Source organism: Nonomuraea sp. NPDC050680, from assembly GCF_040654555.1.
Lineage (GTDB): Bacteria > Actinomycetota > Actinomycetes > Streptosporangiales > Streptosporangiaceae > Nonomuraea.
Window position 1 is genome coordinate 251,829 of the sequence record NZ_JBFAIF010000005.1, and the last position, 24,960, is coordinate 276,788.

General features: G+C 69.7%; 24 protein-coding genes. 11 read left to right on the forward strand and 13 right to left on the reverse strand.

The window, feature by feature from the left end; genetic code table 11:
• Positions 1–121 precede the first annotated feature (121 nt).
• Positions 122–907, reverse strand: a complete 786-nt coding sequence (locus tag AB0H88_RS21100; protein ID WP_357646818.1) for a sugar phosphate isomerase/epimerase family protein — start codon at positions 905–907, stop codon at positions 122–124.
• Positions 904–1,971: a zinc-binding alcohol dehydrogenase gene (locus tag AB0H88_RS21105; protein WP_357646820.1), complete on the reverse strand. Its 1,068-nt coding sequence runs from the start codon at positions 1,969–1,971 to the stop codon at positions 904–906. The genes AB0H88_RS21100 and AB0H88_RS21105 overlap by 4 nt, the downstream gene beginning before the upstream one ends.
• Before the next feature lie 423 nt (positions 1,972–2,394).
• Here AB0H88_RS21105 and AB0H88_RS21110 point away from each other — a divergent pair, with 423 nt between their 5' ends.
• Together AB0H88_RS21110 and AB0H88_RS21115 are read left to right on the forward strand one after the other, a co-directional pair.
• Positions 2,395–2,538 carry a hypothetical protein gene (locus AB0H88_RS21110; RefSeq protein WP_357646821.1) on the forward strand — a complete coding sequence of 48 codons (144 nt, stop codon included), beginning with the start codon at positions 2,395–2,397 and terminating at the stop codon, positions 2,536–2,538.
• Complete coding sequence (locus AB0H88_RS21115; RefSeq protein ID WP_357646823.1) at positions 2,535–2,690, forward strand: hypothetical protein; 156 nt, start codon at positions 2,535–2,537, stop codon at positions 2,688–2,690. Before AB0H88_RS21110 ends, AB0H88_RS21115 begins: the two co-directional genes overlap by 4 nt.
• A 12-nt stretch (positions 2,691–2,702) precedes the next feature.
• On the opposite strand, the gene AB0H88_RS21120 is transcribed toward AB0H88_RS21115, so the two are convergent.
• The gene (locus tag AB0H88_RS21120; protein ID WP_357646825.1) at positions 2,703–3,452 is read right to left on the reverse strand and encodes a helical backbone metal receptor; all 750 of its coding nucleotides are present in this window, start codon (positions 3,450–3,452) and stop codon (positions 2,703–2,705) included.
• A 144-nt stretch (positions 3,453–3,596) separates the two neighbouring features.
• Here AB0H88_RS21120 and AB0H88_RS21125 point away from each other — a divergent pair, with 144 nt between their 5' ends.
• Complete coding sequence (locus tag AB0H88_RS21125) at positions 3,597–4,400, forward strand: SAM-dependent methyltransferase (RefSeq protein ID WP_357646827.1); 804 nt, start codon at positions 3,597–3,599, stop codon at positions 4,398–4,400.
• Between the two features lie 134 nt (positions 4,401–4,534).
• Here the strand turns inward: AB0H88_RS21125 and tpx are convergent, their stop codons facing one another.
• Positions 4,535–5,035 (reverse strand): thiol peroxidase, encoded by a 501-nt coding sequence (gene tpx, locus AB0H88_RS21130; protein WP_357646829.1) that lies wholly within the window; start codon positions 5,033–5,035, stop codon positions 4,535–4,537.
• Between the two features lie 150 nt (positions 5,036–5,185).
• On the opposite strand from tpx, the gene AB0H88_RS21135 reads away from it, so the two are divergent.
• On the forward strand, positions 5,186–5,497 hold the full coding sequence (locus AB0H88_RS21135) for a hypothetical protein (protein WP_357646831.1): 312 nt from the start codon (positions 5,186–5,188) through the stop codon (positions 5,495–5,497).
• A 19-nt stretch (positions 5,498–5,516) separates the two neighbouring features.
• Here the strand turns inward: AB0H88_RS21135 and icmF are convergent, their stop codons facing one another.
• The 3 genes from icmF to AB0H88_RS21150 form a co-directional block, all read right to left on the reverse strand.
• Complete coding sequence (gene icmF, locus AB0H88_RS21140) at positions 5,517–8,813, reverse strand: fused isobutyryl-CoA mutase/GTPase IcmF (RefSeq protein ID WP_357646833.1); 3,297 nt, start codon at positions 8,811–8,813, stop codon at positions 5,517–5,519.
• Between the two features lie 149 nt (positions 8,814–8,962).
• Positions 8,963–9,796 (reverse strand): CHAP domain-containing protein, encoded by an 834-nt coding sequence (locus tag AB0H88_RS21145; RefSeq protein ID WP_357646835.1) that lies wholly within the window; start codon positions 9,794–9,796, stop codon positions 8,963–8,965.
• A gap of 190 nt (positions 9,797–9,986) precedes the next feature.
• On the reverse strand, positions 9,987–10,757 hold the full coding sequence (locus AB0H88_RS21150) for a protein phosphatase 2C domain-containing protein (protein WP_357646837.1): 771 nt from the start codon (positions 10,755–10,757) through the stop codon (positions 9,987–9,989).
• 76 nt (positions 10,758–10,833) lie between these two features.
• Here AB0H88_RS21150 and AB0H88_RS21155 point away from each other — a divergent pair, with 76 nt between their 5' ends.
• The 4 genes from AB0H88_RS21155 to AB0H88_RS21170 all read left to right on the forward strand — a co-directional run bounded on the left by AB0H88_RS21155 (position 10,834) and on the right by AB0H88_RS21170 (position 17,582).
• Positions 10,834–12,582 (forward strand): N-6 DNA methylase, encoded by a 1,749-nt coding sequence (locus AB0H88_RS21155; RefSeq protein ID WP_357646839.1) that lies wholly within the window; start codon positions 10,834–10,836, stop codon positions 12,580–12,582.
• A 43-nt stretch (positions 12,583–12,625) separates the two neighbouring features.
• Positions 12,626–13,516 (forward strand): serine/threonine-protein kinase, encoded by an 891-nt coding sequence (locus AB0H88_RS21160; RefSeq protein ID WP_357646841.1) that lies wholly within the window; start codon positions 12,626–12,628, stop codon positions 13,514–13,516.
• An 87-nt stretch (positions 13,517–13,603) separates the two neighbouring features.
• Positions 13,604–16,459: a BTAD domain-containing putative transcriptional regulator gene (locus AB0H88_RS21165; protein ID WP_357646843.1), complete on the forward strand. Its 2,856-nt coding sequence runs from the start codon at positions 13,604–13,606 to the stop codon at positions 16,457–16,459.
• Between the two features lie 127 nt (positions 16,460–16,586).
• Complete coding sequence (locus AB0H88_RS21170) at positions 16,587–17,582, forward strand: LacI family DNA-binding transcriptional regulator (protein WP_357646845.1); 996 nt, start codon at positions 16,587–16,589, stop codon at positions 17,580–17,582.
• A gap of 290 nt (positions 17,583–17,872) precedes the next feature.
• On the opposite strand, the gene AB0H88_RS21175 is transcribed toward AB0H88_RS21170, so the two are convergent.
• Both AB0H88_RS21175 and AB0H88_RS21180 read right to left on the reverse strand, forming a co-directional pair.
• Positions 17,873–19,129, reverse strand: a complete 1,257-nt coding sequence (locus tag AB0H88_RS21175) for an alpha/beta hydrolase (RefSeq protein WP_357646846.1) — start codon at positions 19,127–19,129, stop codon at positions 17,873–17,875.
• A 150-nt stretch (positions 19,130–19,279) separates the two neighbouring features.
• Positions 19,280–19,498: a hypothetical protein gene (locus AB0H88_RS21180; protein WP_357646848.1), complete on the reverse strand. Its 219-nt coding sequence runs from the start codon at positions 19,496–19,498 to the stop codon at positions 19,280–19,282.
• Positions 19,499–19,852: 354 nt separating this feature from the next.
• Between AB0H88_RS21180 and AB0H88_RS21185 the strand changes: the two genes are divergently transcribed.
• Positions 19,853–20,335: a hypothetical protein gene (locus AB0H88_RS21185; RefSeq protein ID WP_357646850.1), complete on the forward strand. Its 483-nt coding sequence runs from the start codon at positions 19,853–19,855 to the stop codon at positions 20,333–20,335.
• Between the two features lie 82 nt (positions 20,336–20,417).
• Here AB0H88_RS21185 and AB0H88_RS21190 read toward each other — a convergent pair whose 3' ends face one another.
• The 3 genes from AB0H88_RS21190 to AB0H88_RS21200 all read right to left on the reverse strand — a co-directional run bounded on the left by AB0H88_RS21190 (position 20,418) and on the right by AB0H88_RS21200 (position 21,967).
• The gene (locus AB0H88_RS21190; protein ID WP_357646852.1) at positions 20,418–20,891 is read right to left on the reverse strand and encodes a MerR family transcriptional regulator; all 474 of its coding nucleotides are present in this window, start codon (positions 20,889–20,891) and stop codon (positions 20,418–20,420) included.
• A gap of 75 nt (positions 20,892–20,966) precedes the next feature.
• Positions 20,967–21,320 carry a hypothetical protein gene (locus AB0H88_RS21195; protein WP_357646854.1) on the reverse strand — a complete coding sequence of 118 codons (354 nt, stop codon included), beginning with the start codon at positions 21,318–21,320 and terminating at the stop codon, positions 20,967–20,969.
• Positions 21,321–21,367: 47 nt separating this feature from the next.
• Positions 21,368–21,967, reverse strand: a complete 600-nt coding sequence (locus tag AB0H88_RS21200; RefSeq protein ID WP_357646856.1) for a dihydrofolate reductase family protein — start codon at positions 21,965–21,967, stop codon at positions 21,368–21,370.
• A gap of 194 nt (positions 21,968–22,161) precedes the next feature.
• On the opposite strand from AB0H88_RS21200, the gene sigJ reads away from it, so the two are divergent.
• The gene (gene sigJ / locus AB0H88_RS21205) at positions 22,162–23,055 is read left to right on the forward strand and encodes an RNA polymerase sigma factor SigJ (RefSeq protein ID WP_357646858.1); all 894 of its coding nucleotides are present in this window, start codon (positions 22,162–22,164) and stop codon (positions 23,053–23,055) included.
• Positions 23,052–23,870 carry an NAD(P)H-binding protein gene (locus AB0H88_RS21210; protein WP_357646860.1) on the forward strand — a complete coding sequence of 273 codons (819 nt, stop codon included), beginning with the start codon at positions 23,052–23,054 and terminating at the stop codon, positions 23,868–23,870. Before sigJ ends, AB0H88_RS21210 begins: the two co-directional genes overlap by 4 nt.
• Positions 23,871–23,880: 10 nt before the next feature.
• Here AB0H88_RS21210 and AB0H88_RS21215 read toward each other — a convergent pair whose 3' ends face one another.
• The gene (locus AB0H88_RS21215; RefSeq protein WP_357646861.1) at positions 23,881–24,657 is read right to left on the reverse strand and encodes a hypothetical protein; all 777 of its coding nucleotides are present in this window, start codon (positions 24,655–24,657) and stop codon (positions 23,881–23,883) included.
• Between the last annotated feature and the right edge of the window lie 303 nt (positions 24,658–24,960).

The window sequence follows — 24,960 nt, forward strand, 5'->3', positions numbered from 1 at the left end:
GCGTTGCCGATCGCGACGAAGGCGGAGTCCCAGCTCCACTGGTGGGGATAGAGACGCCGGGAGGGAACCGTGTAGCTGCCGTCCCAGTTGGCCACCAGCACGCGCACGGCGTCGCGGAGGATCACAGGAACTTCCTGATGAAGGCGGCAGTCTGCGGCAGGACGATCTCGGGCTCGCCGCGCAGGCGGCATTCGAGCGCGAGGTAGCCGTCATAGCCGAGGGCGTCGAGCGTGGCCAGCTGCGCGCCCCAGTCGAGATGGCCGGTTCCGGGCTCGTTCCGGTTGGACTCGCTGATCTGCATGTGCGCGAGGTAGGGGGCCGCCTCGATCAGCGAGCGGCAGGGATCGTCCTCTTCGATGTTCATGTGGTACGTGTCGCCGACGACCTTGATGGAGTCCATCGAGCAGTACGACACGGCGTCGGCGAGGGTGTTGACCATGTGGTTCTCGTAGCGGTTGAGCGGCTCCAGCATGATCAGCACGCCGTTGCGCTGCGCGTGCTCGCCGAGCACCCCGAGTGCCTCGGTGAGCACCTCGCGGTCCTCCGCGGCGTTGCGCGGCGGCTCGAACGGCGGCAGGCGGCGCGAGAACTGTCCCCAGGAGGCGGGCGTCATCACCCCGACGCCGCCGAGCTCGGCGATGACCGTGAGCTGCGATCGGAGCTGCTGGATCGCGTCCGTGCGCTTGGCGGGGTCGAAGTCGCCGATGAAGTGCGGCATGTCCACGCACACCGTCGGCATGACCACGCCGTCGGCCAGCGCCCGCTTGAGCTCGGTCAGGCGGTTGGCGAAGTGGAAGTCCCCCTTCCCGCGCAGCTCGATCGCGTCGAACCCGGCCTCGGTCGCGAACGCGAACTTCTCCTGCAGGGAACGGCCGGGCAGCAGCTGCTCCTGTGCCGCGAGCTTCACTGTGACTCCTCCTGTTGCGGTGACTCCTGTTGCGGTGACTCCTGTTGCAGTGGCTCCTGTTGCAGTGGCTCCTGTTGCAGTGGCTCCTGTTGCAGTGGCTCCTGTTGCAGTGGCTCCTCCTCGAAGGCGAAGACGAGCTGGAGCACCTCGGACGGGTGCTTGTCGAGCAGGTCGAAGGCCCCGGGAGCGTCGCCGACGGGCACGACGTGGCTGACGAGGGCGCTCACGTCGACCTGGCCCTCGTGGACGAGGTCCATGAACGTGCGCTGCAGCCGTTCGACGTCCCAGCGGTGGGCGAGCCAGGAGGCGACGCCGCCGATCTGGGAGGAGACGAGCTGCACCTGATTGTGGTGGAACTCCTCGCCCAGCCGCAGCCCCACGCCTTCGCCCTGGTAGAAGCCGCCGGCCACGACCCTGCCCCCCTTGCGGACGGTCCTGATCGCCTCTTGCAGGCCCAGGTGGCTGCCGCTCAGCTCGATGGCGGTGTCGGCGCCCTCGATCCGCTTGCGGACGAACTCGGCCACGGAGCCGGACGCGATGTCGAACGTCTCGGCCGCGCCGTAACGCCTGGCGAGCTCGAGGCGGGCCGGGATGGCGTCGGCGGCCACCACCCGGGCGCCGCTCAGCACGGCGAGGCGGGTGGCCAGCAGGCCGATGACGCCCTGCCCGAAGATCGCGACCTGGTCGCCCAGGTGCACGTCGGCGGCGTGTACGGCGTTGAGCGCGATCGCGCCCACCCGGGCGAAGACTCCGCTCAGCGGATCGGCGTCCGGCGGCAGCCCGTGGCCGACCAGCCTCTCGGCGGGCACCACGGCCTCGGCCCGGTGGCCCCAGACGCCCCAGACCAGGTGGCCGACCGGCGGATCGGTGACGTCGGGCGCCGCCTCCACCACCTCACCGACTTCCTGGTAGCCCCAGCCGGTCAGCGGATAGGCGTGCGTCTGGCCGTCGAGGAACAGCCGCTGCTCTGTGTCCCACTTTCGGGTGAGATAGGGGTTGGTGCCGCGATAGGCGGTCAGTTCGGTGCCGGCGGAGACGCCCGAATAGATCGTGCGAACCCGCACGCAACCCGGTTCAAGATCGGCGGGCGACTCCAGGCTGACGCGGACACGGCCTGGCTCTTCAAAGGTGATGACGCGCATTCCCCACACTTACGCTTTATGATCAATCGCAACTTAAAGGTTTAGTAGGCGTTTCTATACCATAGTTGCTCTCCCGGAACCCTTAAGTCAAATGACGGCCACCGCCGGCAACCAGCGAATTAGGGCTTCTCCCCGACTGTCTTCCGGTAAGCGATCTTACCGACATAACCCGCCTGGAGATCGCTTTCTGTGATCGGCGCGCCAGAAAGCCTGGGGACGGAACAGAGACGGAGTACAGACGGGTCTCGGAATCGCCTACGTAGTTGCGCCTTCACGCTCGGGGGTAAGTGCGGCATATCCCCGGACGTAGGAGCGCGCACCGGCGGCGGGGCCGGCACGGAGGCGGTGAGCGTGCGCGTCTACAACTTCCTTACCGCGCGCGACGACATCGGCGCCTCGGCCGCCCAGGCGATCGTGCTGGCGGTCGTCCTGGTCGTGTTCCTGGCCCTGTATCTCCGGTTCTTCTCAGGAGGTGAGCGCGACCGATGAGCAGGGATCGGTTCGAGCGCTCTTTGTTCCGGGCGTTGAAGCCGCTGGTGATCCTCTTTCTGTTCGTGATCACCGCGTTCCCGTTCTTCTACACGGTGACGCTGTCGCTCCGCGACATCCAGGAACTGATCCTGGAACCCGGCTCGATCTGAGCCTGGCCTCTGTCAGTCCAGGCTTCGGACGAGGCGGTCGCGCGCCTGGACGAGAGAGGGACCGTACCAGGTCAGATCGCGTCCGCTCACCAGCGCGCACCGGTGACCGGGAAACGACTCCGGCCCGTCCTCGGCGCTGAACGCGTAGGGCTCGTCGGGCAGGACCACCAGGTCGGCGCCTCGCGCCACCAGCTCGGCCAGCGGGATCTTGGGATAGCGCTCGGCATGACCGGCGTAGAGATTGCCCACTCCGAGCCGCGCGAGCACATCGCCGGTGAACGTGTCGCGTCCCACCACCATCCATGGCCGCCGCCAGATCGGGATGATGGCAGTCCGGCGCACCTCCACCGGCTCGGCCCACACCGACTCCGCCCGGTCGAGCCAGTCGGGCCGCCCGGTCCGGCAGGCGTAGTGGAACATCCGGTCGAGCGACCTGAACGCCTCGTCCACCGTCTCGATCCTGGTGACCCACACCGCGAGGCCCGCCTCGCGCAACGCGTCGACGTCCGGCTGCCGGTTCTCCTCGGCGTTGGCGAGCACCACGTCGGGGGCGAGGCGCCGGATGGCGTCGAGGTCGGGGTTCTTGGTGCCCCGCACCCTGACCACGTCCAGGTCCGCCGGGTGCGAGCACCAGTCGGTCGCGCCGACCAGCGCCTCAGGGAGGGTCGCGGCCACGGACTCGGTGAGCGAGGGTACCAGCGACACGATCCGCCGGACGTTCGAGGGAACGGGGACGGGTACACCGGTGTCGTCGAGGCTCACACTCGCACCTTAGACCGCCACCCGGACGACAAAAGGGACTAAAGGCAAGTAACGCCCAGCCTGCGGGAATATCACCCCAAGGCAGGTCACAAATCCGTAGAATCCCGAGAAAAGATCGTTAACTATCGATCGGGGGATCGCTGGTTGGAGCGAGAATCGCTGGGCTTCGACCCGAACACGCCCAACGTCGCCCGGCTGTACGACTACTATCTCGGCGGGAAAGATCATTTCCCGGCCGACCGGCGAGCCGCTGAACGGCTGCTGCGGGTGGCTCCCGAGGTTCGTACCGCCGCCCGCGCCAACCGGGCCTTCCTCGGTCGTGCCGTACGCTTCCTCGCCGGCGCCGGCGTCACCCAGTTCCTCGACATCGGTACAGGTCTGCCGACGCGGGACAACGTCCACGAGGTGGCCAGAGCGGTCGCGCCGGAGTCGCGGGTGGTCTATGTCGACCATGACCCCGTCGTGCTGGTGCATGCCAGGGCGCTGCTGGCGGGCAGCGAAGGGATCACCGTGGTGGACGGCGATCTTCGCGATCCCCACGACCTGTTGAAAAATCCGGACGTGGTGGGGGCATTGGACTTCGACCAGCCGGTGGGCGTCCTGCTCGTCGCGATCATGCACTACATCGGCGAGGCCGACGACCCCCTGCGCATCATGGCCGCCATCCGCGAATCCCTGGCCCCCGGCAGCTATGTCGTCATGTCCCACGGCACGAGCGACGCCCGCGCCGCCGCCGTCAGCAAGGGCACCGAGGTCTATCGCCGGGCCAGCGCTCCCCTGACCCTGCGCACCCGCCGGCGGATCGAGGAGTTGTGGGCGGGGTTCGAGCTGATCGAGCCGGGCCTGACCTGGCTGCCGCAGTGGCGCCCCGACGAGGCCGACCTGATCGACCTCGCGGCCGGCCCCGAGTCGTCGCTCATCCTCTGCGGGGTGGGCAGGAAGAACTGAGACCCGGGGCGGCTCGGTGTAGGGCCTGGTCGGGCGCTGGGGTGACCCGGCGTACGGCCTGGTGGGGCGCTGGGGTGACCCCGCGTACGGCCTGGTCGGGCGCTGGGGTGACCCCGCGTACGGCCTGGTCCGGCCTACTTGAGCGCGCTCAGCGCGCCCTCGTAGTCGGGCTCCTGGGTGATCTCGGGCACCAGCTCGGAGTAGATGACGCGGTTGTCGCCGTCGAGCACGACCACCGCGCGGGCGGCCAGCCCGGCCAGCGGCCCGCTCTCCTGCGCCACGCCGTAGTCGCGCAGGAACTCGCGGCCCCGCATGAGCGACAGCATGGTCACGTCTTCGAGCCCCTCGGCGGCGCAGAACCGCTTCTGCGCGAACGGCAGGTCGGCCGAGACGCACAGCACAGCGACGCCGGGATGCCCGGCGGCCACCTCGTTGAACCGGCGCACCGAGGCGGCGCAGACGCCCGTGTCGACGCTCGGGAAGATGTTGAGCACCTTGGTCGCGGAGCCGAAACCGGCCAGCGTGGTGTCAGCGAGGTCCCCGCCCACCAGCCGGAACGCGGGCGCCTGGTCGCCAGGCTGCGGAAAGGTCCCGCCCACGGTGATCGGGTTGCCCTTGAAAGTGACGTCAGCCATGAATGCCTCCAGTTAGCGATAGTGCCCCGACCCGCAATCCTATCGACGCCCACAGGACCGAACAGAACCTCAACAGATCCTCAACACCTACGGACCTACCTTCCTCTCATCGAGCACATCGATCGAGCACATCGAGAGAGGAACACGACAATGAACATCACCCTCCGCAAGTCGTTCGCCGCCCTGGTCATCGCCGGAGCCGCGTCCGCCGGCCTGGTGGCCGCCGCCCCCGCACAGGCCAGCACGCTGGGCAAGGTCCCGTCCTGCGTGAGCGTCTGGCAGAAGACCGGCACTGCCCACAAGACCGGTTACGCCTACAACGGATGCGGCCGCCGGTTGAACATGAAGATCGTCTGGGCACACGGCTCCGATGGGGCCTGCCACTCCGTGGCCCCGAAGGGGACCATCTGGAGCACGGTGCCCAGGGGCATCCGCACGTTCGACGGCGCGAAGTACTGCTGACTCAGAACGTTGGGCCGGTTCAGACGTTGCGCCGGTACTGTCCTCCGGCCTCGAACAGCGCGTCCGTGATCTGGCCGAGTGAGCAGACGCGGGCCGCCTCCATCAATACCTCGAACGCGTTGCCGTCCGACATGGCGACGTCCCGCAACCGGGCCAGTGCCACGGGAGCCTCGGTCCGGTTGCGGTCGTGGAAGGCGTGCAGGCGGTCGAGCTGGGACCGCTTCTCGTCCTCGGTCCCCCTGGCGAGCTCCACCTTCTTCTGGTGGGGCTCGTCGCCGCGTGGGTTGCGGAAGGTGTTGACGCCGATGATGGGCAGCGAACCGTCGTGCTTGCGCGACTCGTACAGCATCGACTCGTCCTGGATCCTGCCCCGCTGGTAGCCGGTCTCCATGGCGCCCAGCACGCCGCCCCGGTCCGAGAGCCGCTCGAACTCCCGCAGCACCGCCTCCTCCACCAGGTCGGTGAGCTCGTCGATGATGAACGAGCCCTGGAGCGGGTTCTCGTTGCGGGCCAGACCCCACTCGCGGTTGATGATGAGCTGGATCGCCATCGCCCGGCGCACCGAGTCGGCCGACGGCGTGGTCACGGCCTCGTCGAAGGCGTTGGTGTGCAGGCTGTTGCAGTTGTCGTAGATGGCGATCAGCGCCTGCAGCGTGGTGCGGATGTCGTTGAAGTCCATCTCCTGGGCGTGCAGGGACCGGCCCGAGGTCTGGATGTGGTACTTCAGCTTCTGCGAGCGCTCCGCCGCGCCGTACTTCTCCCGCATCGCGACCGCCCAGACGCGGCGGGCCACCCGGCCGAGCACGCTGTACTCGGGGTCCATGCCGTTGGAGAAGAAGAACGACAGGTTCGGCGCGAAGTCGTCGATCCGCATCCCCCTCGCCAGGTACGCCTCCACATAGGTGAAGCCGTTGGCCAGGGTGAAGGCGAGCTGGCTGATCGGGTTGGCCCCGGCCTCGGCGATGTGGTAGCCGGAGATCGACACCGAGTAGAAGTTGCGGACGCTGTTGCGGGTGAACCACTGCTGGATGTCGGCCATCATCCGCAACGAGAACTCCGTGGAGAAGATGCAGGTGTTCTGCCCCTGGTCCTCCTTGAGGATGTCCGCCTGCACGGTCCCCCTGACGGTGGCGAGGGTCCGGGCGCGCAGCTCGCGCTCCTCCTCCTCGTGCGGCCGGCGCCCGTGCTCCGCCTCGAACCGGTCGAGGGTCTGGTCGATCGCGGCGTTGAGGAAGAAGGCGAGGATCGTCGGGGCCGGGCCGTTGATCGTCATCGACACCGAGGTGCTGGGGCTCGTCAGGTCGAACCCGTCGTAGAGCACCTTCATGTCGTCGAGCGTCGCGATGGACACGCCGGACGTGCCCACCTTGCCGTAGATGTCGGGCCGCAGGTCCGGGTCGTGGCCGTACAGGGTCACCGAGTCGAACGCGGTGGACAGCCTGGTCGCGGGCTGGCCCTCGGACAGCAGCTTGAAGCGCCTGTTGGTGCGGAACGGGTCGCCCTCTCCGGCGAACATCCTGGTGGGGTCCTCGTCGTCCCGCTTGAAGGCGAACACCCCGGCCGTGAACGGGAACCGGCCCGGCAGGTTCTCGCTCCGCAGGAACCTGAGCAGCTCGCCGTGGTCGGTGTAGCGGGGCAGGGCCACGCGGGGGATGCGGTTGCCCGAGAGGGTCTCGCGCCAGAGAGGGGTGTGGATCTCCCGGTCGCGTACCTTCACGACCAGCTCGTCGGCGGAGTACCGCTCCCTGGTGGCGGGCCAGTCGTCGAGGAGCGCGCGGCTCTCGTCGCTCAGCTCCCGCTCGGCCTCGGCCGCGAGCTCGGCCAGCCTGCCATCGGTCCGGCCCGGGCCGGGCCGACCGCCGCGCGTACCGTCGGCGCCGCCGCTCGTACCGTCGCCGTCGCCCGTACCGTCGGCGCCGTCGTCCAGGAGGGCCTGGACGGCCGTGAGCTGCTGGCGGCGGCGGGCCACCTCCGCCTGAGCGAGCGTCTCCGCGTGGTAGTCGCGGACGGTCTCGGCGATCTCGGCCAGATAGCGGACCCGCGCCGGGGGGACGATCGCGGCGGCCACCTGGGATGTACGGCCGCGCACCGGTGCCAGCAGGCCCGGCCCGGCCCGCAGGCCCCTGTCCGCCAGCAGCGTCTTCAGGTGGTGATAGAGCGCCGTGACACCGGCGTCGTTGTAGCGGGCGGCTATCGTGCCGAACACCGGCATGTCGTCGGGCGCGACCCCGAAGGCCGCGCGGTTGCGCACCATCTGGCGGCGGACGTCGCGCAGAGCGTCCTCGGCGCCGCGCCGCTCGTACTTGTTGATCACGACGGCCTCGGCGAAGTCGAGCATGTCGATCTTCTCCAGCTGGGACGCCGCGCCGAACTCCGGGGTCATGACATAGATGGGCACGTCCACGTGCGGCACGATCCCGGCGTCGCCTTGCCCGATGCCCGGGGTCTCCACGATGACCAGGTCGTATCCGGCGGCCCGGCAGGCGGCGGTCACGTCGTCGAGGCAGACGGGGACCTCGTTGGCGGCGCCCCTCGTGGCCAGCGAGCGGAAGAAGGTCTGCGGGCCGAGGCTGTTCATCCGGATGCGGTCGCCGAGCAGCGCTCCCCCGCCGCGCCTGCGGGTCGGGTCGATCGCGATGATGGCGACGCGCAGCTTGTCGTCGTTGTCCACCCGCAGGCGGTGTACGAGCTCGTCGGTGAGCGATGACTTCCCGGAACCGCCCGTACCGGTGATGCCGAGCACGGGAGCGCGGCCGTCGCCCGAGCCGGGACCGGCGCGCAGGCCGTCCAGGAGCTCGGCCGGGGCGCGGCCCGACTCGATCAGGGTGATCGCCCTGGCCAGGGCCGCCTGGTCGCCGGAGCCGACGGCCTCGACCGAGGGAAGGCCGTCCAGCTCGACGTCGCACTCCTCGATCAGCTTGTTGATCATGCCGGGCAGGCCGTACCGCTGGCCGTCCTCCGGCGAGAAGATGCGGGTGACACCGCGGGAGTGCAGCAGGTCGATCTCGTCCTGGACGATGACGCCGCCGCCACCGCCGTAGACCTTCACGTGCCCGGCGCCGCGCTCGCGCAGCAGATCCACCAGGTAGCTGAAGAACTCCACGTGGCCGCCCTGGTAGGAGCTGATCGCCACGCCCTGGACGTCCTCCTGGACGGCGGCGGTGACGATCTCGTCCACCGATCGGTTGTGCCCGAGATGGATGACCTCCGCCCCCTGCGACTGGAGGATCCGCCGCATGATGTTGATCGCCGCGTCATGGCCGTCGAACAGCGCCGCGGCGGTCACGAAACGGACTGGGTACGCCGGAACGTGCACGCCTGATCACTCCTTTGTGAGGGGTCCTCTTACAAGATACTAGGACGTCCTACTAAATCCCAAGGTTTCAGGCGGGCAGTAATCCGGCATGCGGACGCCGACGTCACAGCCGGGTGCTGGTTCGGGAGGTCGTCAGCGACCTGTAGCGGTCAGGGCCGCTCGTACGGATTGCGGCGGGTGGTGGAGCGGTGGGCGGCCACGAGCGTTCTGGCCGGCGCGGGAGTCTCGTCCGGGTCGGGCGGACCACCCACCCGGACCGGCTCGGGTGGCGCCTCCGCGTAGCTGGCGGACCTCGCCTTCTTCCCGACAGCCCTCTCCTCGACAGCCTTCTTCTCGACGGCCCTCTTCTCGGCGGCGGCGGCCCGCAGCTCCGGCTTGGTGTGGCTGCCGCGGCGGCGGCCCGCCAGGCGGAAGGAGATCGCGACCGTGGTGAGCACCATCACGGTGAGCAGGGCCAGCGGGGAGCCCAGGACGTCCATCGGCGATCCCTGTGACACCGGCTCCGGCTGGCGGGCCAGCGGCTGCTCGGTGGTCCGGATCTCGTTCAGGGTGGCGTTGGCCTTCACCAGGCGGGGTAAGCCGTAGCCGACGACCTTGTCCGTGTCACGGAACTTGCGCTTGAGCCAGACGTGGTCGACGTTGGCCTCGATCGTGTGGATCTTCTTGCCGTCGACCCGCTCGACGATGCCGACGTGGTCGACGCCCTTGTAGCTCTTGCCGCCGCCCCAGTCGAAGAAGACGAGGGCTCCGGGCTCGGGCTGCTGGGACCAGGCGCGCTGCTTCATGAACCAGGACGCGTGCGAGGGGGTCCAGGCGAACTGGCCGACGTAGTCACCGACCCCGGCCTTGTCGGCCGCCCAGGCGATGAACATGTCGCACCACGGCGCGTCCCGGTATTGCGGGTCCTTGACGCGATCCGCGTACCACTGTCCGAACTTGGTGAGCTGGCCGCCCTTCTCGCGGTAGCCGACTTCCCCACGCACCTCTTTCAGCAGATTCTCCGCGATCGGGTCCAGAGCCCACTCCTCCCAGAAAAACCGGCAGATCAGGATGGACTGTAATAGGGAGATCCCATGCGCGCGCCGAACACCGGGAAAGTGTCAACCTATGAGGCGAAATTTCGGCTATGTGACTGGTGGGACTCCTGAGGCTCCGTACCAGGCGTGATCGTCCTCAGGCCCCCGCGCCCACCCGGAAGATCTGCTCGTCGCCCGCGCCCGGCGCCACCACATCGGCGACGATCACGGTCACGTTGTCCGGCGAGCCGCCCTCGTTGGCCAGGTCGATCAGCCGCTGGACGGCCGCCGCCGGGTCTGTCACCGTGGTCAGCACCTCGTGCAGGACCTCGGGCCCGAGGACGGTCGTCAGCCCGTCCGAACAGAGGAGGTAGCGATCATCCGGCTCGGCCTCACGCAGCGCCATGTCGGGCTCCGCTCTGCCCTCACTGCCCAGCACGCGCAGCACCATCGACCGGCGCGGGTGCACGGCCGCTTGATCCTCCGTTATCCGTCCTTCGTCCACCATGGACTGCACAAGTGTGTGATCCTTGGTCATCTGGTAGAGAGCACCATCGCGCAGCAGGTATCCGCGGGAGTCACCAAGATGAGCAAGGGCGAACCGGTAACCGTCCCACAGCATGGCGGTCACGGTGGTCCCCATCCCCCTGCGCGCCGGGTCGATGTCGGCCAGCTCCACCAGCCTGCGGGCCGCCTCGTGCACGGCACCCTCCAGGCCTGCCTCCAGGTCCGAGCCCGTCTCGGGAAGCGTGGCATCCATTTCGCGCATGACCGCGATCGCGGCCGAGCTGGCCAGCTCGCCGGCCGCGTGTCCGCCCATTCCGTCGGCCACCACGAGCAATCGGCCACTCGCGTAGCCGGAATCCTCGTTCTGCTCCCTGCGGCGGCCCACGTCTGATCCGGCGGCATAGCGGATGTTGTGCTTCATACCCAGCAGTAAATCATTGGTTGAAAGACTTCACAAGCAGATGCACTGAAGACTCTTGTGAACTACTGTGGGCTACATGACCCACGACCCGACCGTGAACGCCGGGGACATAGCCCGGCTCGCCGGTGTCGGGCGGGCCGCGGTGAGCAACTGGCGCCGCCGCCACGACGACTTCCCTCTGCCCATCGGCGGCACCGCCAATCAACCGTTGTTCTCGCTGCGCCAGGTCGAGTCATGGTTGCGGCGCTATGGGAAGTCCTACCAGGTCTCGCTGGGTGATCGCGTGTGGCAACGCCTGAAAGCCGCCGGCGATTTGCGGCTGGGCGAATTGGTCGCGCAGGCCGGCGTGCTGCTGACCACGGGCGAGAGCAAGCTGGAGCCCGAGCTGGCCGGGCTGGTGGCCGAGCTGGCCGAACAGCACGATCCGCTCACCGCCTACGAATTCCTCTGTGAGCGCTACCTGGAGGCGCATTCCAGGCAGCTGTCCGTCACGCGTGACGACGTGGCCGAGCTGATGGTCGGCCTGGTCCGCACCGACGACGCGACGATCCTCGACCCCGCCTGCGGCGTCGGCACCCTCCTGCTGAACTCCGGGGCGGTCAAGGTGCTCGGCCAGGACCTCAGCGAGACCTCGGCGGTCATCACCGCCGCGCGGCTGCGGCTGCGCGGCGCCGAGGCGGCGGTCGTGCCCGGCGACTCGATGCGCCACGACGGCTTCGCGGGCGTGAAGGCCGACGCGGTCGTCTGCGACCCGCCGTTCAACGAGCGGGCCTGGGGCTACGAGGAGCTGACCGGCGACCCCCGCTGGGAGTACGGCCTGCCGCCCCGTGGCGAGCCCGAGCTGGCCTGGGTCCAGCACTGCCTCACCCACGTCAGGCCCGGCGGCATGGTGGCCGTGCTGATGCCCCCGGCCGCGGCCAGCCGTAAGGCGGGGCGGCGGATCCGGGCCAACCTGCTGCGCGCCGGCGCCCTGCGGGCCGTGATCGCGTTGACGGGTTCTGACCTGTGGCTGCTGCGCCGCCCGGCCGCGGGCGAGCGCCCGCCCTCCGACGTGCTGATCGTCGACGCCACAGCCGACCTGTCCATCGTCGATCCCGCGTGGCGGGCCTACCTCGACGAGCGCTCCGACCAGACCGTACGCATCATCGACCTGCTGGCCGACGAGGTGGACATGACCCCGGCCCGCCACCAGCGCCGCGACGACCTCGGCCGGGCGTTCACCGAGGCGCGCGACCGGTTCCTGGCCGCCGCGGCCACTCCGCCCGATCTCAAGGTGCTCGACGAGCCGCTCGACCAGCCCGTCACCACGGTCGGCGACCTGATCAAAGAGGGTCTGCTGACCACGCTGCAGGCGCCGCCCAAGATGGCGACCGGCGGCGGCGACCTGCCGATGCTCACCGCCGACGACGTGACCGGCGGCGGCGGCGCCTCCGGCCGGGCTCCGGCGCAGCAGGGGCTCGTCCCGGTCCAGCCGGGCGACGTGGTCGCGTCCTACTCCAGCGTGCGGGTGATGACCGAAGGCGGCTGCGTGCTCGGCCCGCATCTGACGCTCTACCGGGTCGACGCGCGCCGGCTCGACCCCGACTTCCTGGCCGGCCACCTGCGGGCCGCCGGCGGGCGCGCGACCACCGGCTCCAGCCGCTTCGACGTGCGCCGCACCCGCCTGCCCCGCCTCTCGCTCAAGGAGCAGAAGTCCTACGGCGAAGCCTTCCGGCAACTGGCCGTGCTCGAAGACGCCTTGCGCGAGACCTCGGCTCTCGGCCAGGCGCTGATCCGCCTCGGTCTCGACGGCCTGACCGACGGCCACCTGCGTCCGCAGTCCTGACGGTGTAGCTTTTTCCGGGAAAAGGCGGGGCTGGGAGGGGCAAATGGTCATCGGTGACCGCTATGTGCTCGACCATCTCCCGCTCGGTCAGGGTGGGATGGGCGCCGTCTACGCGGGCCACGACCGCCACCTCGATCGCCGGGTGGCCGTGAAGCTGCTGCACCTGCCGGGCGGCCCCGACGAGGAGCTCGAACGCCGCTTCATCCGCGAAGCCCGCATCCTGGCCCGGCTGGAGCATCCTGGCGCCCCGGTGCTCTACGACTTCGGCGCCCACGAGCAGCGCCTCTACCAGGTGATGCAGTTCATCGAGGGCGTCACGGTGGCCGACGTGGTCAGCGAGCACGGCCCGCTGCCCGTGCCGTGGGCCGCCGCGATCGCGGCCCAGGCATGCGCGGTCCTGTCGGCCGCCCACGCCCTGTCGATCTGCCATCGCGATCTCAAGCCGACCAACCTGATGCTCTGTCCCGACGGCAGCGTGAAGGTGCTCGACTTCGGCCTGGCCCTGCTGCGCGACGCCGACGTCACCACGTTCACCAGGATCGGCCAGATACTCGGCACGCCCGCGTACATGGCTCCCGAGCAGATCCAGCACGGGGTCGCCGAGCCGCGCAGCGACCTTTACGCGCTCGGCTGCGTGCTGCACGAGATGCTGACCGGGCGGCAGCTGTTCACCGGGCCGACCGACTACGTGGTCTTCGAGAAGCAGGTCAAGGAGCGCCCGCCCGCGATTCCGGGCCTGCCGGACGCGCTGGGCGCGCTCCTGGCCGGGCTGCTGGAGAAGACGCCGGGCCACCGTCCCGCCGACGCCAACACGCTGTACAAGCGGCTGGAACCGTTCGCCGTGGGGCTGCCCATGCTGCCCGGCTTCCTGGACAGGTCGCCGAGCCCGGGCCGGATGTACGCCCGGATGGTCGGCCGCGTCCTTAGCGGCTAGCCGAAATCCTCTGCTCGTTCACGGGATGAAATCTGTTAAGTCCCCATACAATCGCCACAAAATGGTTACAGCAGGGAGCGGAGCCCGTTGGCTGATGCCATCTTCGGCGTCCTCGGTCCTGTTCGCGCACGTCACGCGACCGGGCGCCACATCCGTCTGAGCGGCAGGCAGCGCGCCGTGCTGGCCACCGTGCTGCTCAACGTCAACACGACCGTCTCCCGTGACCGCCTCATAGCCGCCGTCTGGGACGATCCGCCCCCGTCCGCCGTGGCCAACCTCCAGACGTACGTGGCCCAGTTGCGCAGGGCGCTGCAGCCGGAGGCCCGGCTGCACACCAGCGGCGCGGGGTACCTCTTCGAGGCCGCGCCCGACGAGCTCGACCTGCTCCTGTTCGAGGACGAGGTACGGAGGGCCCGGGTCGAATCCGATCCCGCGTCGGCCGCCCGGCGGCTCGAGCACGCCCTGGCCCTGTGGCGCGGCCGTCCCGCCGAGGACGCCTCGCTGGGGAACGTCATGACCCCCCGGCTGACCGAGCTGGAGGAGCGGCTGGCCGACGTCCGCGCCGACTGGGCCGACCTGCGACTCCAACTCGGCATGCACGATGAGGTGATCGGCGCGTTACGGGTGTTCGTGGCCGAGCAGCCGCTGCGCGAGCGGGCCTGGCAGCAGCTCATGCTGGCGCTGGCGCGCTCCGGCCGGCGGGCCGAGGCGCTGGAGACCTACCGGCAGGCCCGCGAGGCGCTGGTCACCGAGCTGGGCATCGAGCCAGGACCCGAGCTGCGGCTGCTCCAGGCCGCCGTCCTGTCCGGCGCCCCCTCCGCGAACAGACCGGAGCAGCGGGGCGCGATCTGCCAGCTGCCGGCCGACATCGCCGACTTCGTGGGCAGGTCCGAGGAGCTGACCGCCATCGCCACGCTCCTGCGCCCCGAGATCACGCCCGCCGCCCTCCCGATCGTCACCGTCACGGGGCCGCCGGGCGTCGGCAAGAGCACCCTGGCCGTGCGGGCCGCGCACCTGCTGCGCGAGGACTTCCCCGACGGCCAGCTCTACCTGCGGCTCTCCGGCGCCTCGCCGGTGCCGCAGGAGCCCGGCGCGCTGCTGGCGGAGGTGCTGCGGGCCCTGCGGGTCGAGGGCGACTCGATCCCCGACACGGTGGCGGAGCGGGCCGCGCTCTACCGGTCGCTGCTCGCCGACAAGGCCGTGCTCGTGGTACTCGACGACGCCGCCGACGGGCTCCAGGTGGCGCCGCTGCTCCCGGGTACGCCGCGCTGCGCCGTGCTGGTGACCAGCAGGGGTCCGCTCATCGCGCTGCCCGGCGCGGTCGCGGTCTCGCTGGGCGTGCCGCCGGAGCGCGAGGCCCGGGAACTGCTGGAGAGCGTGGCGGGCGGCTCACGCGTACGGGACGAGCCCGACGCGGCGCGGGCCATCCTGCACGCCTGCGGACGGCTGCCGCTGGCCGTCAGGATCGCCGGCGCCCGGCTCGCCGCCAGGCCCGCCTGGTCGCTCAAGGACCTCGCCGCGCGACTGGCCGTCACCGGTGCGCCGCTCGACGAACTGGCGCTCGGCGGGCAGAACGTACGGGCCCACTTCGTGGCGAGTTACGAGGTGCTGTCCGCGCCCGCGCGCCGCGCGTTCCGCCTGCTGGGGCTGGCCGGGCTGGAGAGCGCGGCGGACTGGAGCGTGGCGGCGCTGATGGGCGTACCGCGGCGCGAGGCGGAGTCCGCGGTCGAGACGCTGGCGCTGGCCGGGCTGGTGACGGCGAACGAGGTGGACGAGAGCGGCCAGCCCCGTTACCGCATGCACGACCTGCTGCGCGCCTTCGCCCGCGAGCGCGCGGAGGCGGAGGAGAGCCCGGCCGGACGGGCCGCCGCGCTCCTGGGGTTCGTCGAGGAGTGCCTGGCCCGATTACGCGCGGCGGCGCTGGAGTACCCCCCGCCCATGAGGCCCTCCATGGACACCGTGCCGCCACCAGTGGAGTCCGCGCGGGTGGACGGCGGCTGGCAGCGTGCGTGGCTGCACGCCGAGCGCAAGACGCTGGCCGACGCCGTCGCGCTGGCCGAGCCCGTCACCGCCGCCGAGCTCGCCCAGCGGCTGGCGCCGTTCCTCGTGGCGCACGGCTTCTTCGCCGAGGCGATCGGCCTGCTGGAGAACGTCGCCGAACGGACCGGCGACACCCACACGACCATGCTGATCCGCCTGGTCAGAGCCGACATCCTCACGGACCGCCGCCGGACCGCGCTCGCCGAGCCCGAGCTGCGGTTGCTGATCGACTACTTCGAGGGCGCGGGCGACCGGCACGCGGTCGCGTACGCGCTGGCCACGCTGGCCATCTGCGAGCTGATCTCCGGCCGCTACGAAAGCGCTCTCACACTCGTCACCCGCTCCTTGCCGCTCTTCGAGGCGTACGGGGACACCAACGGGCTGATCAGCGCGCTGGTCACGACCTCGGGGATCCACCTCGACCGGGCCGAGTACGACCTGGCGATAGCGACCTGCCGGCGCGGCCTGGAGCTGGCGGCCGACCCGCGCTTCGCCGACTTCGCGATCAGGTTCCGCCGCGTGCTCGGCATCGCGCACTTCGAGCTGGGCGAGGTCGAGACCGCGATCGGGCACTATGAGGCGAGCATCGAGGCCAGCCGCGAGCTGGGCTGGGGCACCGGCGAGCGGATGGCGCTGCGCAGGCTCGGCCAGGCGTACTCCGAGCTGGGCCGGTACGAGCTCGCCGCCACCACGCTCGACCGGTGCGCCGCCATGTTCGCCCGGGCGGGCGACGGCCATGGCCAGGGGATGACGTTCTACGCGCGGGGCGAGGTCAGCCTGAAGCAGGGCCGGCCCGACGAGGCGCTGCACTACTTCCAGCTCTGTCTCGACCTGGTCGAGGAGCCGATCTGGCGGGCGAGGGCGGCCGAGATGGTCGAGCGCCTGCGCCACGACCCGGCCTGAACGCGCCGGCTCGGGTGCCCAAGGACAGTGCGCTGTGGTATCGGGGCGTGATCCGCAGGAACGGCCTGTAGATTCCTTCCGTGCTCTCCCACATGGCGGACTCCCGCGCTGAGACGGTGGCACGGCCGTGAGACGGCCGACGCTGGAGGCGGTCGCCGCCCGCGCGGGGGTCTCGCGCGCCACCGCGTCCCGGGTCGTCAACGGGCAGACGACGGTGGCGCCGGAAATCCGCGACGCCGTCCTGCGTGCCATCGACGAACTGGGCTACCTGCCCAACCCGGCGGCGCGCAGCCTGGTCACCCAGCGCACCGACTCCATCGCCCTGGTCGTCTCCGAACCACCTACCAGGGTGTTCTCGGAGGACCCGCTGTTCGCCACGGCCATCCGCTCGGCCAGCGTCGAACTGGAAGCGGCCGACAAGCAGGTCGTCCTCATGCTCGCCTCCTCCCCCAAGAGCCATGCGCGGGTGGAGCGCTACATCGCGGGCGGCCACGTGGACGGCGTCATGCTCATCTCCATGCACGGCGCCGACCCCCTGCCCGCCGCGCTGTCCCACCTGCGCGTCCCGGTCGTCTCGTACGGCAGGCCCGCCGTACCCGTCAACATCCCGTACGTCGACAACGACAACGTCGGCGGCGCCGAGGCGGCGGTCCGCCACCTGGTCGAGGCGGGCAGACGCCGAATCGCCACGATCGCCGGCCCCCAGGACATGATCGGCGGCCAGGACCGCCTCACGGGCTACCGCAACATCCTGCGCGACTCCGACCGCCGCTCCATCGTCGCGGTGGGCGACTTCACCCGGCAGTCCGGCGCGGTGGCCATGCGCCAACTGCTGGGCGACGACCCCGGCCTGGACGCCGTCTTCGTGGCGAACGACCTGATGGCGGTGGGCGCTCTGCAGTCACTCCGCCTGGCCGGCCGGCGGGTGCCGGACGACGTGGCCGTGGTGGGCTTCGACGACATAGAGGCCGCCAAGTACACCGAACCCCCACTGACCACCGTGCGCCACCCGGTGCCCGAACAGGCGGCAGCCATGGTGCGCCTACTGCTGGGCCTGTTCACAGGCGGCCCCGCCGAGCCCGTCATCCTCCCCACCGAACTGGTCGTCCGCGAATCCGCCTGAAAGCAATGACCTCCCCTATGGGGCGCTTCGCGCCTTGGGGCTTCGGGCTGTGTTGCCAGGGGCTGACGCCCCCATTTACCAGCAAGGTCCTCGCTCTTCGCTCGGGCTGTCTTCCTGGGGGCTTCGCCATTCGGCGAGGGCCTGCCGGCCCCCGCCCCCCGGCGGTTAACCACTTCCAAGATGGACCTTGATGGCCATGTCCCGAGCTCAGGGGAGTGCCGCCGCGGCCCGCCCACGAAGAGGCAGGGCCTTTGATCATCTCGGTGGACTGGCTGCATGTGGGCGATCTGCTATTGGCAGGTCGTCGTCGGCGGTGAGCAGAATGCGACCTCGGGGTAACGCGTGGAGTGCTTGTCGAGCAGGGGTTGCCGCTTGCCGCGCAGGTGCAGGTCGAAGAAGGCTGCGACGTACTTGCGGGTGAGGTCCACCGAGCGGGTTCCCGTCAGGGTGCTGCCGAGGTTGACGCCGATCTGGCGGGCCAGCATGTCGAGGTCGGTGAAGGACGGGTGCACCGCTCCTTCCAGCACCAGCCAGCGCTTCCATCCGGTCAGGTTCTTCCAGTCGCGATCCCACGTGGTGTCCTGGCCGCCGGGTTGGTGCGCCGGCTGGCCCATGAACATGAACGGCCTGGCCAGTCCGCTGTCGGGAACGGGGACGAACATGTTGCCGTCCAGGTTGATCCCGGCGCGTATCCGGGAGTCCTTCAGCATGGCCCCGGCGGCGCTCGCGCCGCCGACGGAGGCGCCCGCCATCGCGATCCGGGAGGTGTCGATCAGGGCGCCGCCCTTCCACTTGGGGTGCGGGCCGGTCAGCTGGTCGAGGACGAAGGAGATGTCGGCCGGTCGGTTCTCCACCACCTTCTGGCCGATGTTCTCGGCGGTGTCGAGCTCGCAGGCGGCGCAGGTGGCGACGCGCCCGTCGGGGAAAGTCGTGGCGTAGTTCTCGTAAGTGTGGTCGATGCCGGCCACGACGTACCCTCGGCTCGCCAGGTCCTCGGCCAGGCCGGTGAGCGAGCTGCGGGACCGGGTGAAGCCGGGTGAGAGCACCACGAGCGGCAGGCTGTGCTTGCCTCCTGCGGGCGCGGCGCCGACGAGGCTGCCGGTCCGCGTCTTGCTCAGGATGTCGGACGGCACGCCGGTGATCTTCGAGCCCTTCAGGTTGAGCTCCGACTCCTTCGGCGTCATGTACGGGGCCCGCTGCCCGCTGCGCGCCTCGGTCGGGTACCACAGGGACACCATGAGCTCTCTGGCCTTGACCTCGGGGACCCACGGGTCGGGCCGGGAGCTGTCCTTCAGGTACAGGGAGGCGGTGCCGACCCGATGCGGGCCGGTGGGCGCGGGCAGGTAGGGGGTGGCGATCGGTGTGGCCGTGGGAGCCGGGGTGGGCGTGGGAGCCGGGGTGGGCGTGGCGTCGGCCAAGGCGCCGGGGATGAGGGTGAGCCAGGCGGACGCCGTGAGAGTGGCCAGCCCGGCGGCAGCGGCCAGGCCGCGGCGCAGGAGAGGACGGCGCGGCGTGGCCGTGGGCTTCGGCTCGGTCGTATGAGTCATGAGGGTGTCCTTCTTCCGTCTTTCGGTGGTGACGGCCGGCTGGTGGGGAACTCCTCGCGCGGCATGGAGCGGAAACTGTGGGGCCGGGAAAAGCCGTCGCGAGATCTGGTGGTCGTGAGGCGGAGCACCGCTCAGGCGGGGCTGAGCGCCTCAAGCGGGAGCGGCCGGCCGGCAGCGGCCGGTCAAGCGTTGCTCGACGAGCAGCCCGAGCCAGGCGTCCGCGGAGCTCGCCGAGGTCGCCGCAACGGGCGGAGCCCCGATACTGGCGATCGGCTGGACGTCGGCCGACAAGATCCCGCACAACGCGAACCCACGGACCACGTCCAGCCCCGCGATCCCCAGGCGTCGTTGAGGCACTTCAGGTGGCATGGGACCTCATCCTGCACAACAGGACCCGGTGTCCACATCGACTGAAAGAAGGGAACGCAACAGTACTTTCGGCTGGTACAGACCGCCGGAACCCCTGCCCTAGCCTGGACGCCGTGCATGTTCCCGATCGGCTCAAGGTGGCGCTCGGCGTCGTGTTCGCGCTGGCCATCGCCTTCCAGGAGCCAGCGGGACAGTTCCTTCACCCAGCTGACGTGATCAGGTGCGGATCGAGTGCGCGTGCAGCTCCGCGAGTTCTACCTTGAGGTCAAAACTCGCAATGATCCTGCGGCGGCGGACCTGAGCCAGCACATCCGCGACACGCTGGCCCGCTAGAGATCACCTGACGTGAAGGGTATGACTATGCGGATCGGCGTGACCGGCCACATGAACCTGACGGAAGGCACAAGCTCCCTCATGTTCGCAGCGATCCGCGAGCACCTCGCACAGGTGGGCGACGACCTGACGGGCGTATCATGCATCGCTCGCGGTGCCGACTCGTTGTTCGCCGATGCCGTCCTGGCAGCTGGCGGAACACTCGAAGTGGTCATCCCGTCGCGCGACTACCGGCAGGCCAAGGTGAAGGCAGACCATGCCGAGCAGTTCGACCGGCTGATGGACGTCGCGAAGCTGGTCCGCGTCATGGATTTCGACCACGCCAACAGGGGCGCCTACGAGGCGGCCAATGAAGCCATGCTCGGGTCTGTGGACGAGATGGTGGCCGTCTGGGATGGCCAGCCAGGCACAGGGGCAGGCGGGACGGCTGAGGTGGTTGCCGAGGCTAGGACGCGTGGGGTGAAGGTGACCGTGATCTGGCCAGAGGGCGCAGCCCGGGAATAGTGCGGGCCTGGACTCGTTGCGTGCTGGTGGGATACTCGGGCGTCGGTGGCGGGGGCGGCAGTGGGCACTGTCCTGTGCTTCGCTAGTCAGCGAGCTGTACATAGGGCAGCGGGCAGTCAGGGCAGGCGCAGTGGGTCAGGCTGGCGCAGCGGGCGGCGATCACCTGGCTGAGGGCGTCGTGGATGGTGTGCAGGTCGGCGATCTTGGCTTCGATCTCGGCGAGCTTGCGCTTGGCGCGCTCCTGCAAGTCCGGCGCAGGGCGGCTGCGCCGTCCGGTCTCCAGCAGCTCGGAAACCTCCTCCAGGGTGAAGCCGAGCCGCTGTGCGGCTTTGATCACTCTGAGCAGGGTGACCGTCTCGGGCGGGTAGGCGCGGTGCCCACCAGGGCTGCGCCCCGGTTCGGCGATCAGGCCGCGCCGCTCGTAATAGCGCAGGGTCTGGACGTTGACCCCAGCGCGCTCGGCGACCTGTCCGGTGCGCAGGGTCTCGACGTTGATCTCGGCAGGCTCTGCGACCTGCCCAATGAGCAGGAACGGCTCCCGAATCTCATGCGGCATGCGTGCCCCCGTCAGCCGCCACGCCCTGACCCGCGCTGCGGCCATCGAAGAAGCCTCTCATGATCGGTCCGGCGTTCACGCCGACGGGATGGCCGCGTCAGCCTGCCGCTGGAGTGCGTTCAGCACGTCGACCCGCTGCTCGGGCACCCGAACCTCCAGACCCATGGCGCCGTCGGCGATGGTGAGGGTGAAGGTGAAGAAGGAGCAGCAGCCGTTCTCCCGGGCCGCCAGCTCAGCGGCCCGGGCCGCGTTCTCCGCGGTGATGATCAGCTCCAGCCGCAGCCGGGTAGGGTCCGGCCGCTGGATCGCCAGCACGACCTCGGCGAACAACGCGTCGAACTCGGCCACCCGCAACGGCTGCTCGGCAGTGGGCAGTGTGCACGCCGAGGGGACCCACTGCTGGCCAAGAGCTATGTTCTGGTGTTTCATACCTCGACGGTAAACCTGGACCTAGGTACCGGATGCAACCCTCGCCGCTACCGGATCACGCGGTACATCAGGTGCGTGACCAGATCGGTGCCCGACACCTCGCTGACCGGTTCGAGGTTGGTGTCTCCGACGCCGTCGAACAGCCGCTCGCCCCTGCCGAGGATCACCGGCGCGACGTGCAGGCGCAGCTCGTCGATGAGACCCGCGGCCAGGTACTGGTTCACCGTCAGCGCGCCGCCCGCGATGGCGACGTCCCGGTCTCCGGCGGCCTCACGGGCCTGGGCCAGGGCCGCCTCGATCCCCTCGGTGACGAAGTTGAACACCGTGCCGCCCTGCATCGTCAACGGCTCGCGCGGGTGGTGGGTGAGGACGAAGACCGGCGCGTGGTACGGCGGCTCGTCGCCCCACCAGCCCTTCCAGTCCATGTCCCAGGCGTCCCGGCTCGGGCCGAACATGTTGCGGCCCATGATGAAGGCCCCCGCCGCGGTGATGCCCTCGATCACGGCCGCGTGCGCCTCGGGCTCGTCGAACATCCAGCGGTGCAGACGCTCCTCCGCGCCCTCGCCGAGCGGTTTCTCCAGGCTCTGGTTCGGTCCCGCCACGAAGCCGTCGACGGACATCGCGATGTCACAGGTGACCTTGCTCATCTCACTGCCTTCCACATTCCGGCGCTCGTCTCGCGCCGCTCACGAGGGGGTCGGAGCCGTCCGCGTGTTCTGTACATGCCGGGCGAAATTCTTTCAGTGAGATGCCGGTCACATTCGCGGGGAACGGGTCACACTCCAGGGTGCGGCGCCGCTCTCCATTGATGACCCCGTGGCCCGGAAGGGAGGAGCGCACAATGAGCGAGCAGGCGACAAGCGTCTTCAACGGCCATCGCGAGCTGCTGTTCTCGATCGTTTACAACATGCTGGGCAGCGTCGCCGACACCGAGGACGTACTGCAGGAGACCTGGCTCGCCTGGGCGCCCAGGAGCGAGACGGGTGAGGAGATCGCCAACCCGCGCGCGTACCTGGTGCGGATCGCCGTCAACCGGGCGCTGGCCCGGCAGGAGAGCATCAGCCGGCGCCGGGAGGACTACGTCGGTCCTTGGTTGCCCGAGCCGCTCATCACCCAGGAGCCAGATGTCGTGGATCCGGCGGTGCGGGCCGAGTCGGTGTCGATGGCGCTGCTCGTGGTGCTGGAGACGCTCACCCCGCTGGAACGGGCGGTGTTCGTCCTGAACGAGGTCTTCGGGTACGCCCACACTGAGATCGCGGGCATCCTGAACCGCAGCCCGTCGGCGATCCGCCAGCTCGCTCACCGCGCCCGCGAGCACGTGCACGCCCGCCGCCCGCGTTACCAGGCCGACCCGCGGATTCGGCAGGAGGTGACGGAGCGGTTCATCGCGGCCGTGGCCGGCGGCGACCTCGACTCGCTCATGCGGGTCCTGGCGCCGGACGTGGTCATGTGGGCCGACGGCGGGGGCAAGGCACGGGCGGCCGGGCTGCGGCCGCTCTACGGGCGGGACAAGATCGCCCGCTTGATCGTCGGAAACGCGACCCTGCATCCTGTCACGGATCTCAACATCCGCTTCCGGACCGTCAACGGCGATCCGTCGGCGCTGCTGCTGTCCGGTGACACCACGTTCGCGGTCATCGTCCTCGACCTCGTCCCCGACGGGACTCAGGTATGCGGCATCTACGCCGTGACCAACCCCGACAAACTCTCCCACCTGGAAAGAGGCACCTCATGATTCTGGTATCCGGAGCCACCGGCAACATCGGCCGTCCGCTCGTCGCCGAGCTGGCCGCCAAGGGTGTGAAGGTACGCGCCCTGACCCGTACCCCCGAGACGGCCCGCTTCCCCGAGGGAGTCGAGGCTTGCGACAGCGCCAGGCCCGACTTCGACGGCGTGACCGCCCTCGTACTGAACATCACGGGCGGCTCCGTCGCCCTGCTGGAGGCGGCCAGGACGGCGGGGGTACGGCGGGTCGTCACCGTCTCGGCCCTGGTCGTCGCCGAGGAGGAGGACCCCGAGGAGGGCAGCAATGCCGCGATCCACCGGGAGCTGGAGGCGGCGGTGGAGGCCGCCGTCCCGGAATGGACGCATCTGCGCCCCGGCGCCTTCGCCGCGAACTCCTTGCGCTGGACCCCCCAGCTCCAGGCCGGAGACGTGGTCCGCGGACCGTACGCCCAGGCCCGTACCTCGCCGATCCACGAGGCGGACATCGCCGCCGTCGCCGTACGGGCGCTGCTCGGAGACGACCTGCTGGGACAGGCGCCCACGTTGACCGGACCGCAGGGGCTGTCCTTCGCCGAGCAGGTGGAGATCATCGGCTCGGTGGTGGGCCGGCCGCTGCGGTATGAGGAGATCAGCCCGGACATGGCCGCGCAGGCGATGATGGCGCACGGGGTGCGCAAGGAGCAGGTCGACTCCTTGCTGAGCTACTTCGCGGACAGCATCGGGAAGCCCGTACCGATCACGGGCGAGGTGGAGCGGATCCTCGGCCGCCCCCCTCGCACCTACGCCGAATGGGTCGCTGACAACGCCGACGCCTTCCGGCAATGACCCGGGCTGGTTACCTGCCCGTCTTCGTGGACCAGAGCGGTGTCCTGCCGTCGTAGAGGACCACATTGCCGTCATCCTGCACCTCGAGTCGCGCCCCGGGGTTCTTGCCGGTCTCGGAGTTCCACAGCGGCGTCTTGCCCAGGTAGACGACCAGATTGCCGTCTTTCTGCATCTGGGTGACGGCCCCGGGGTTGCCTCCGGTCTTGGAGTCCCACAGGGCCCGGCGGGCGCGGTAGAGCACCAGATTGCCGTCCTCCTGCTGGACGAGCTGGTAGTCACCATTGCGGGAGCGGACGTACTGGTTGGGCTTGAGCGCGTAGCCCGGGGCGAGCACGCTGATCGTGGCATGGCGGTTCCACACCGGCGTCTTGCCGTCGTAGATGACCAGGTTGCCGTCGTCCTGCACCGCGAGGCGGGCACCTGGGCTGTCGCCGGTATTGGACGCCCACAGGGGCGTCTTCCCCCGGTAGACGACCAGGTTGCCGTCGCTCTGCATGGCGGCGAACGCGCCTGGGCTGTCACCGGTCTGGCTGCTCCACAGCGGCGTCCTGCCCCGGTACAGCACCAGGTTGCCGTCCTCCTGCTGCTGCAGGACGTAGGCCCCGCCGGACGAGCGTACGGAGTGGCCGGCTGTCAGCGTCTGACCGGGGTTCAGCCATACGGTACGGTCGGCGCTCACCGCCGCCGTGGAGCGCTTCACCTCCGCCCAGGCCACTGGTGAGACCGAGGCCACGGCCATCGTGCTCGCCAACGCGAGCGCACCGATGTACATAGTCGTTCTTCTCATGCGTTCCCCCTGCGTGTGGATGACCAAGCTGCATATGGATGATCAAGCGAGAAGGACGCTATCCAGACATGGTGGGCGATCGTCCCATTTCGAAATGCCTGGAACTTTCGCCAAGGTTGTCCGCGTCGGGGTCGATGATCAACAGTGGTCAGAACACGCCGCCGATTCCCGGAGAACGCCGATGCTCGGCGTGGCCGCGTCCATCGGCCTGATCGTGTTGTCTGACCGGGGACGGCCGCCAGAGCGTCCCTTTGGTCACAGCGCTCCGATCACCACGGCGACCAGGATCAGCGCGACGAGAGT

What these genes read in the sequence shown, in the direction of transcription:
- AB0H88_RS21115 (WP_357646823.1), top strand. Translation starts at nt 2,535, where the DNA reads ATGAGCAGGGATCGGTTCGAGCGCTCTTTGTTCCGGGCGTTGAAGCCG.
- tpx (WP_357646829.1), bottom strand. Translation starts at nt 5,035, where the DNA reads ATGGCTGACGTCACTTTCAAGGGCAACCCGATCACCGTGGGCGGGACC.
- AB0H88_RS21135 (WP_357646831.1), top strand. Translation starts at nt 5,186, where the DNA reads ATGAACATCACCCTCCGCAAGTCGTTCGCCGCCCTGGTCATCGCCGGA.
- AB0H88_RS21150 (WP_357646837.1), bottom strand. Translation starts at nt 10,757, where the DNA reads ATGAAGCACAACATCCGCTATGCCGCCGGATCAGACGTGGGCCGCCGC.
- AB0H88_RS21155 (WP_357646839.1), top strand. Translation starts at nt 10,834, where the DNA reads ATGACCCACGACCCGACCGTGAACGCCGGGGACATAGCCCGGCTCGCC.
- AB0H88_RS21160 (WP_357646841.1), top strand. Translation starts at nt 12,626, where the DNA reads ATGGTCATCGGTGACCGCTATGTGCTCGACCATCTCCCGCTCGGTCAG.
- AB0H88_RS21175 (WP_357646846.1), bottom strand. Translation starts at nt 19,129, where the DNA reads ATGACTCATACGACCGAGCCGAAGCCCACGGCCACGCCGCGCCGTCCT.
- AB0H88_RS21180 (WP_357646848.1), bottom strand. Translation starts at nt 19,498, where the DNA reads ATGCCACCTGAAGTGCCTCAACGACGCCTGGGGATCGCGGGGCTGGAC.
- AB0H88_RS21185 (WP_357646850.1), top strand. Translation starts at nt 19,853, where the DNA reads ATGACTATGCGGATCGGCGTGACCGGCCACATGAACCTGACGGAAGGC.
- AB0H88_RS21190 (WP_357646852.1), bottom strand. Translation starts at nt 20,891, where the DNA reads ATGCCGCATGAGATTCGGGAGCCGTTCCTGCTCATTGGGCAGGTCGCA.
- AB0H88_RS21195 (WP_357646854.1), bottom strand. Translation starts at nt 21,320, where the DNA reads ATGAAACACCAGAACATAGCTCTTGGCCAGCAGTGGGTCCCCTCGGCG.
- AB0H88_RS21200 (WP_357646856.1), bottom strand. Translation starts at nt 21,967, where the DNA reads ATGAGCAAGGTCACCTGTGACATCGCGATGTCCGTCGACGGCTTCGTG.
- sigJ (WP_357646858.1), top strand. Translation starts at nt 22,162, where the DNA reads ATGAGCGAGCAGGCGACAAGCGTCTTCAACGGCCATCGCGAGCTGCTG.
- AB0H88_RS21210 (WP_357646860.1), top strand. Translation starts at nt 23,052, where the DNA reads ATGATTCTGGTATCCGGAGCCACCGGCAACATCGGCCGTCCGCTCGTC.
- AB0H88_RS21215 (WP_357646861.1), bottom strand. Translation starts at nt 24,657, where the DNA reads ATGAGAAGAACGACTATGTACATCGGTGCGCTCGCGTTGGCGAGCACG.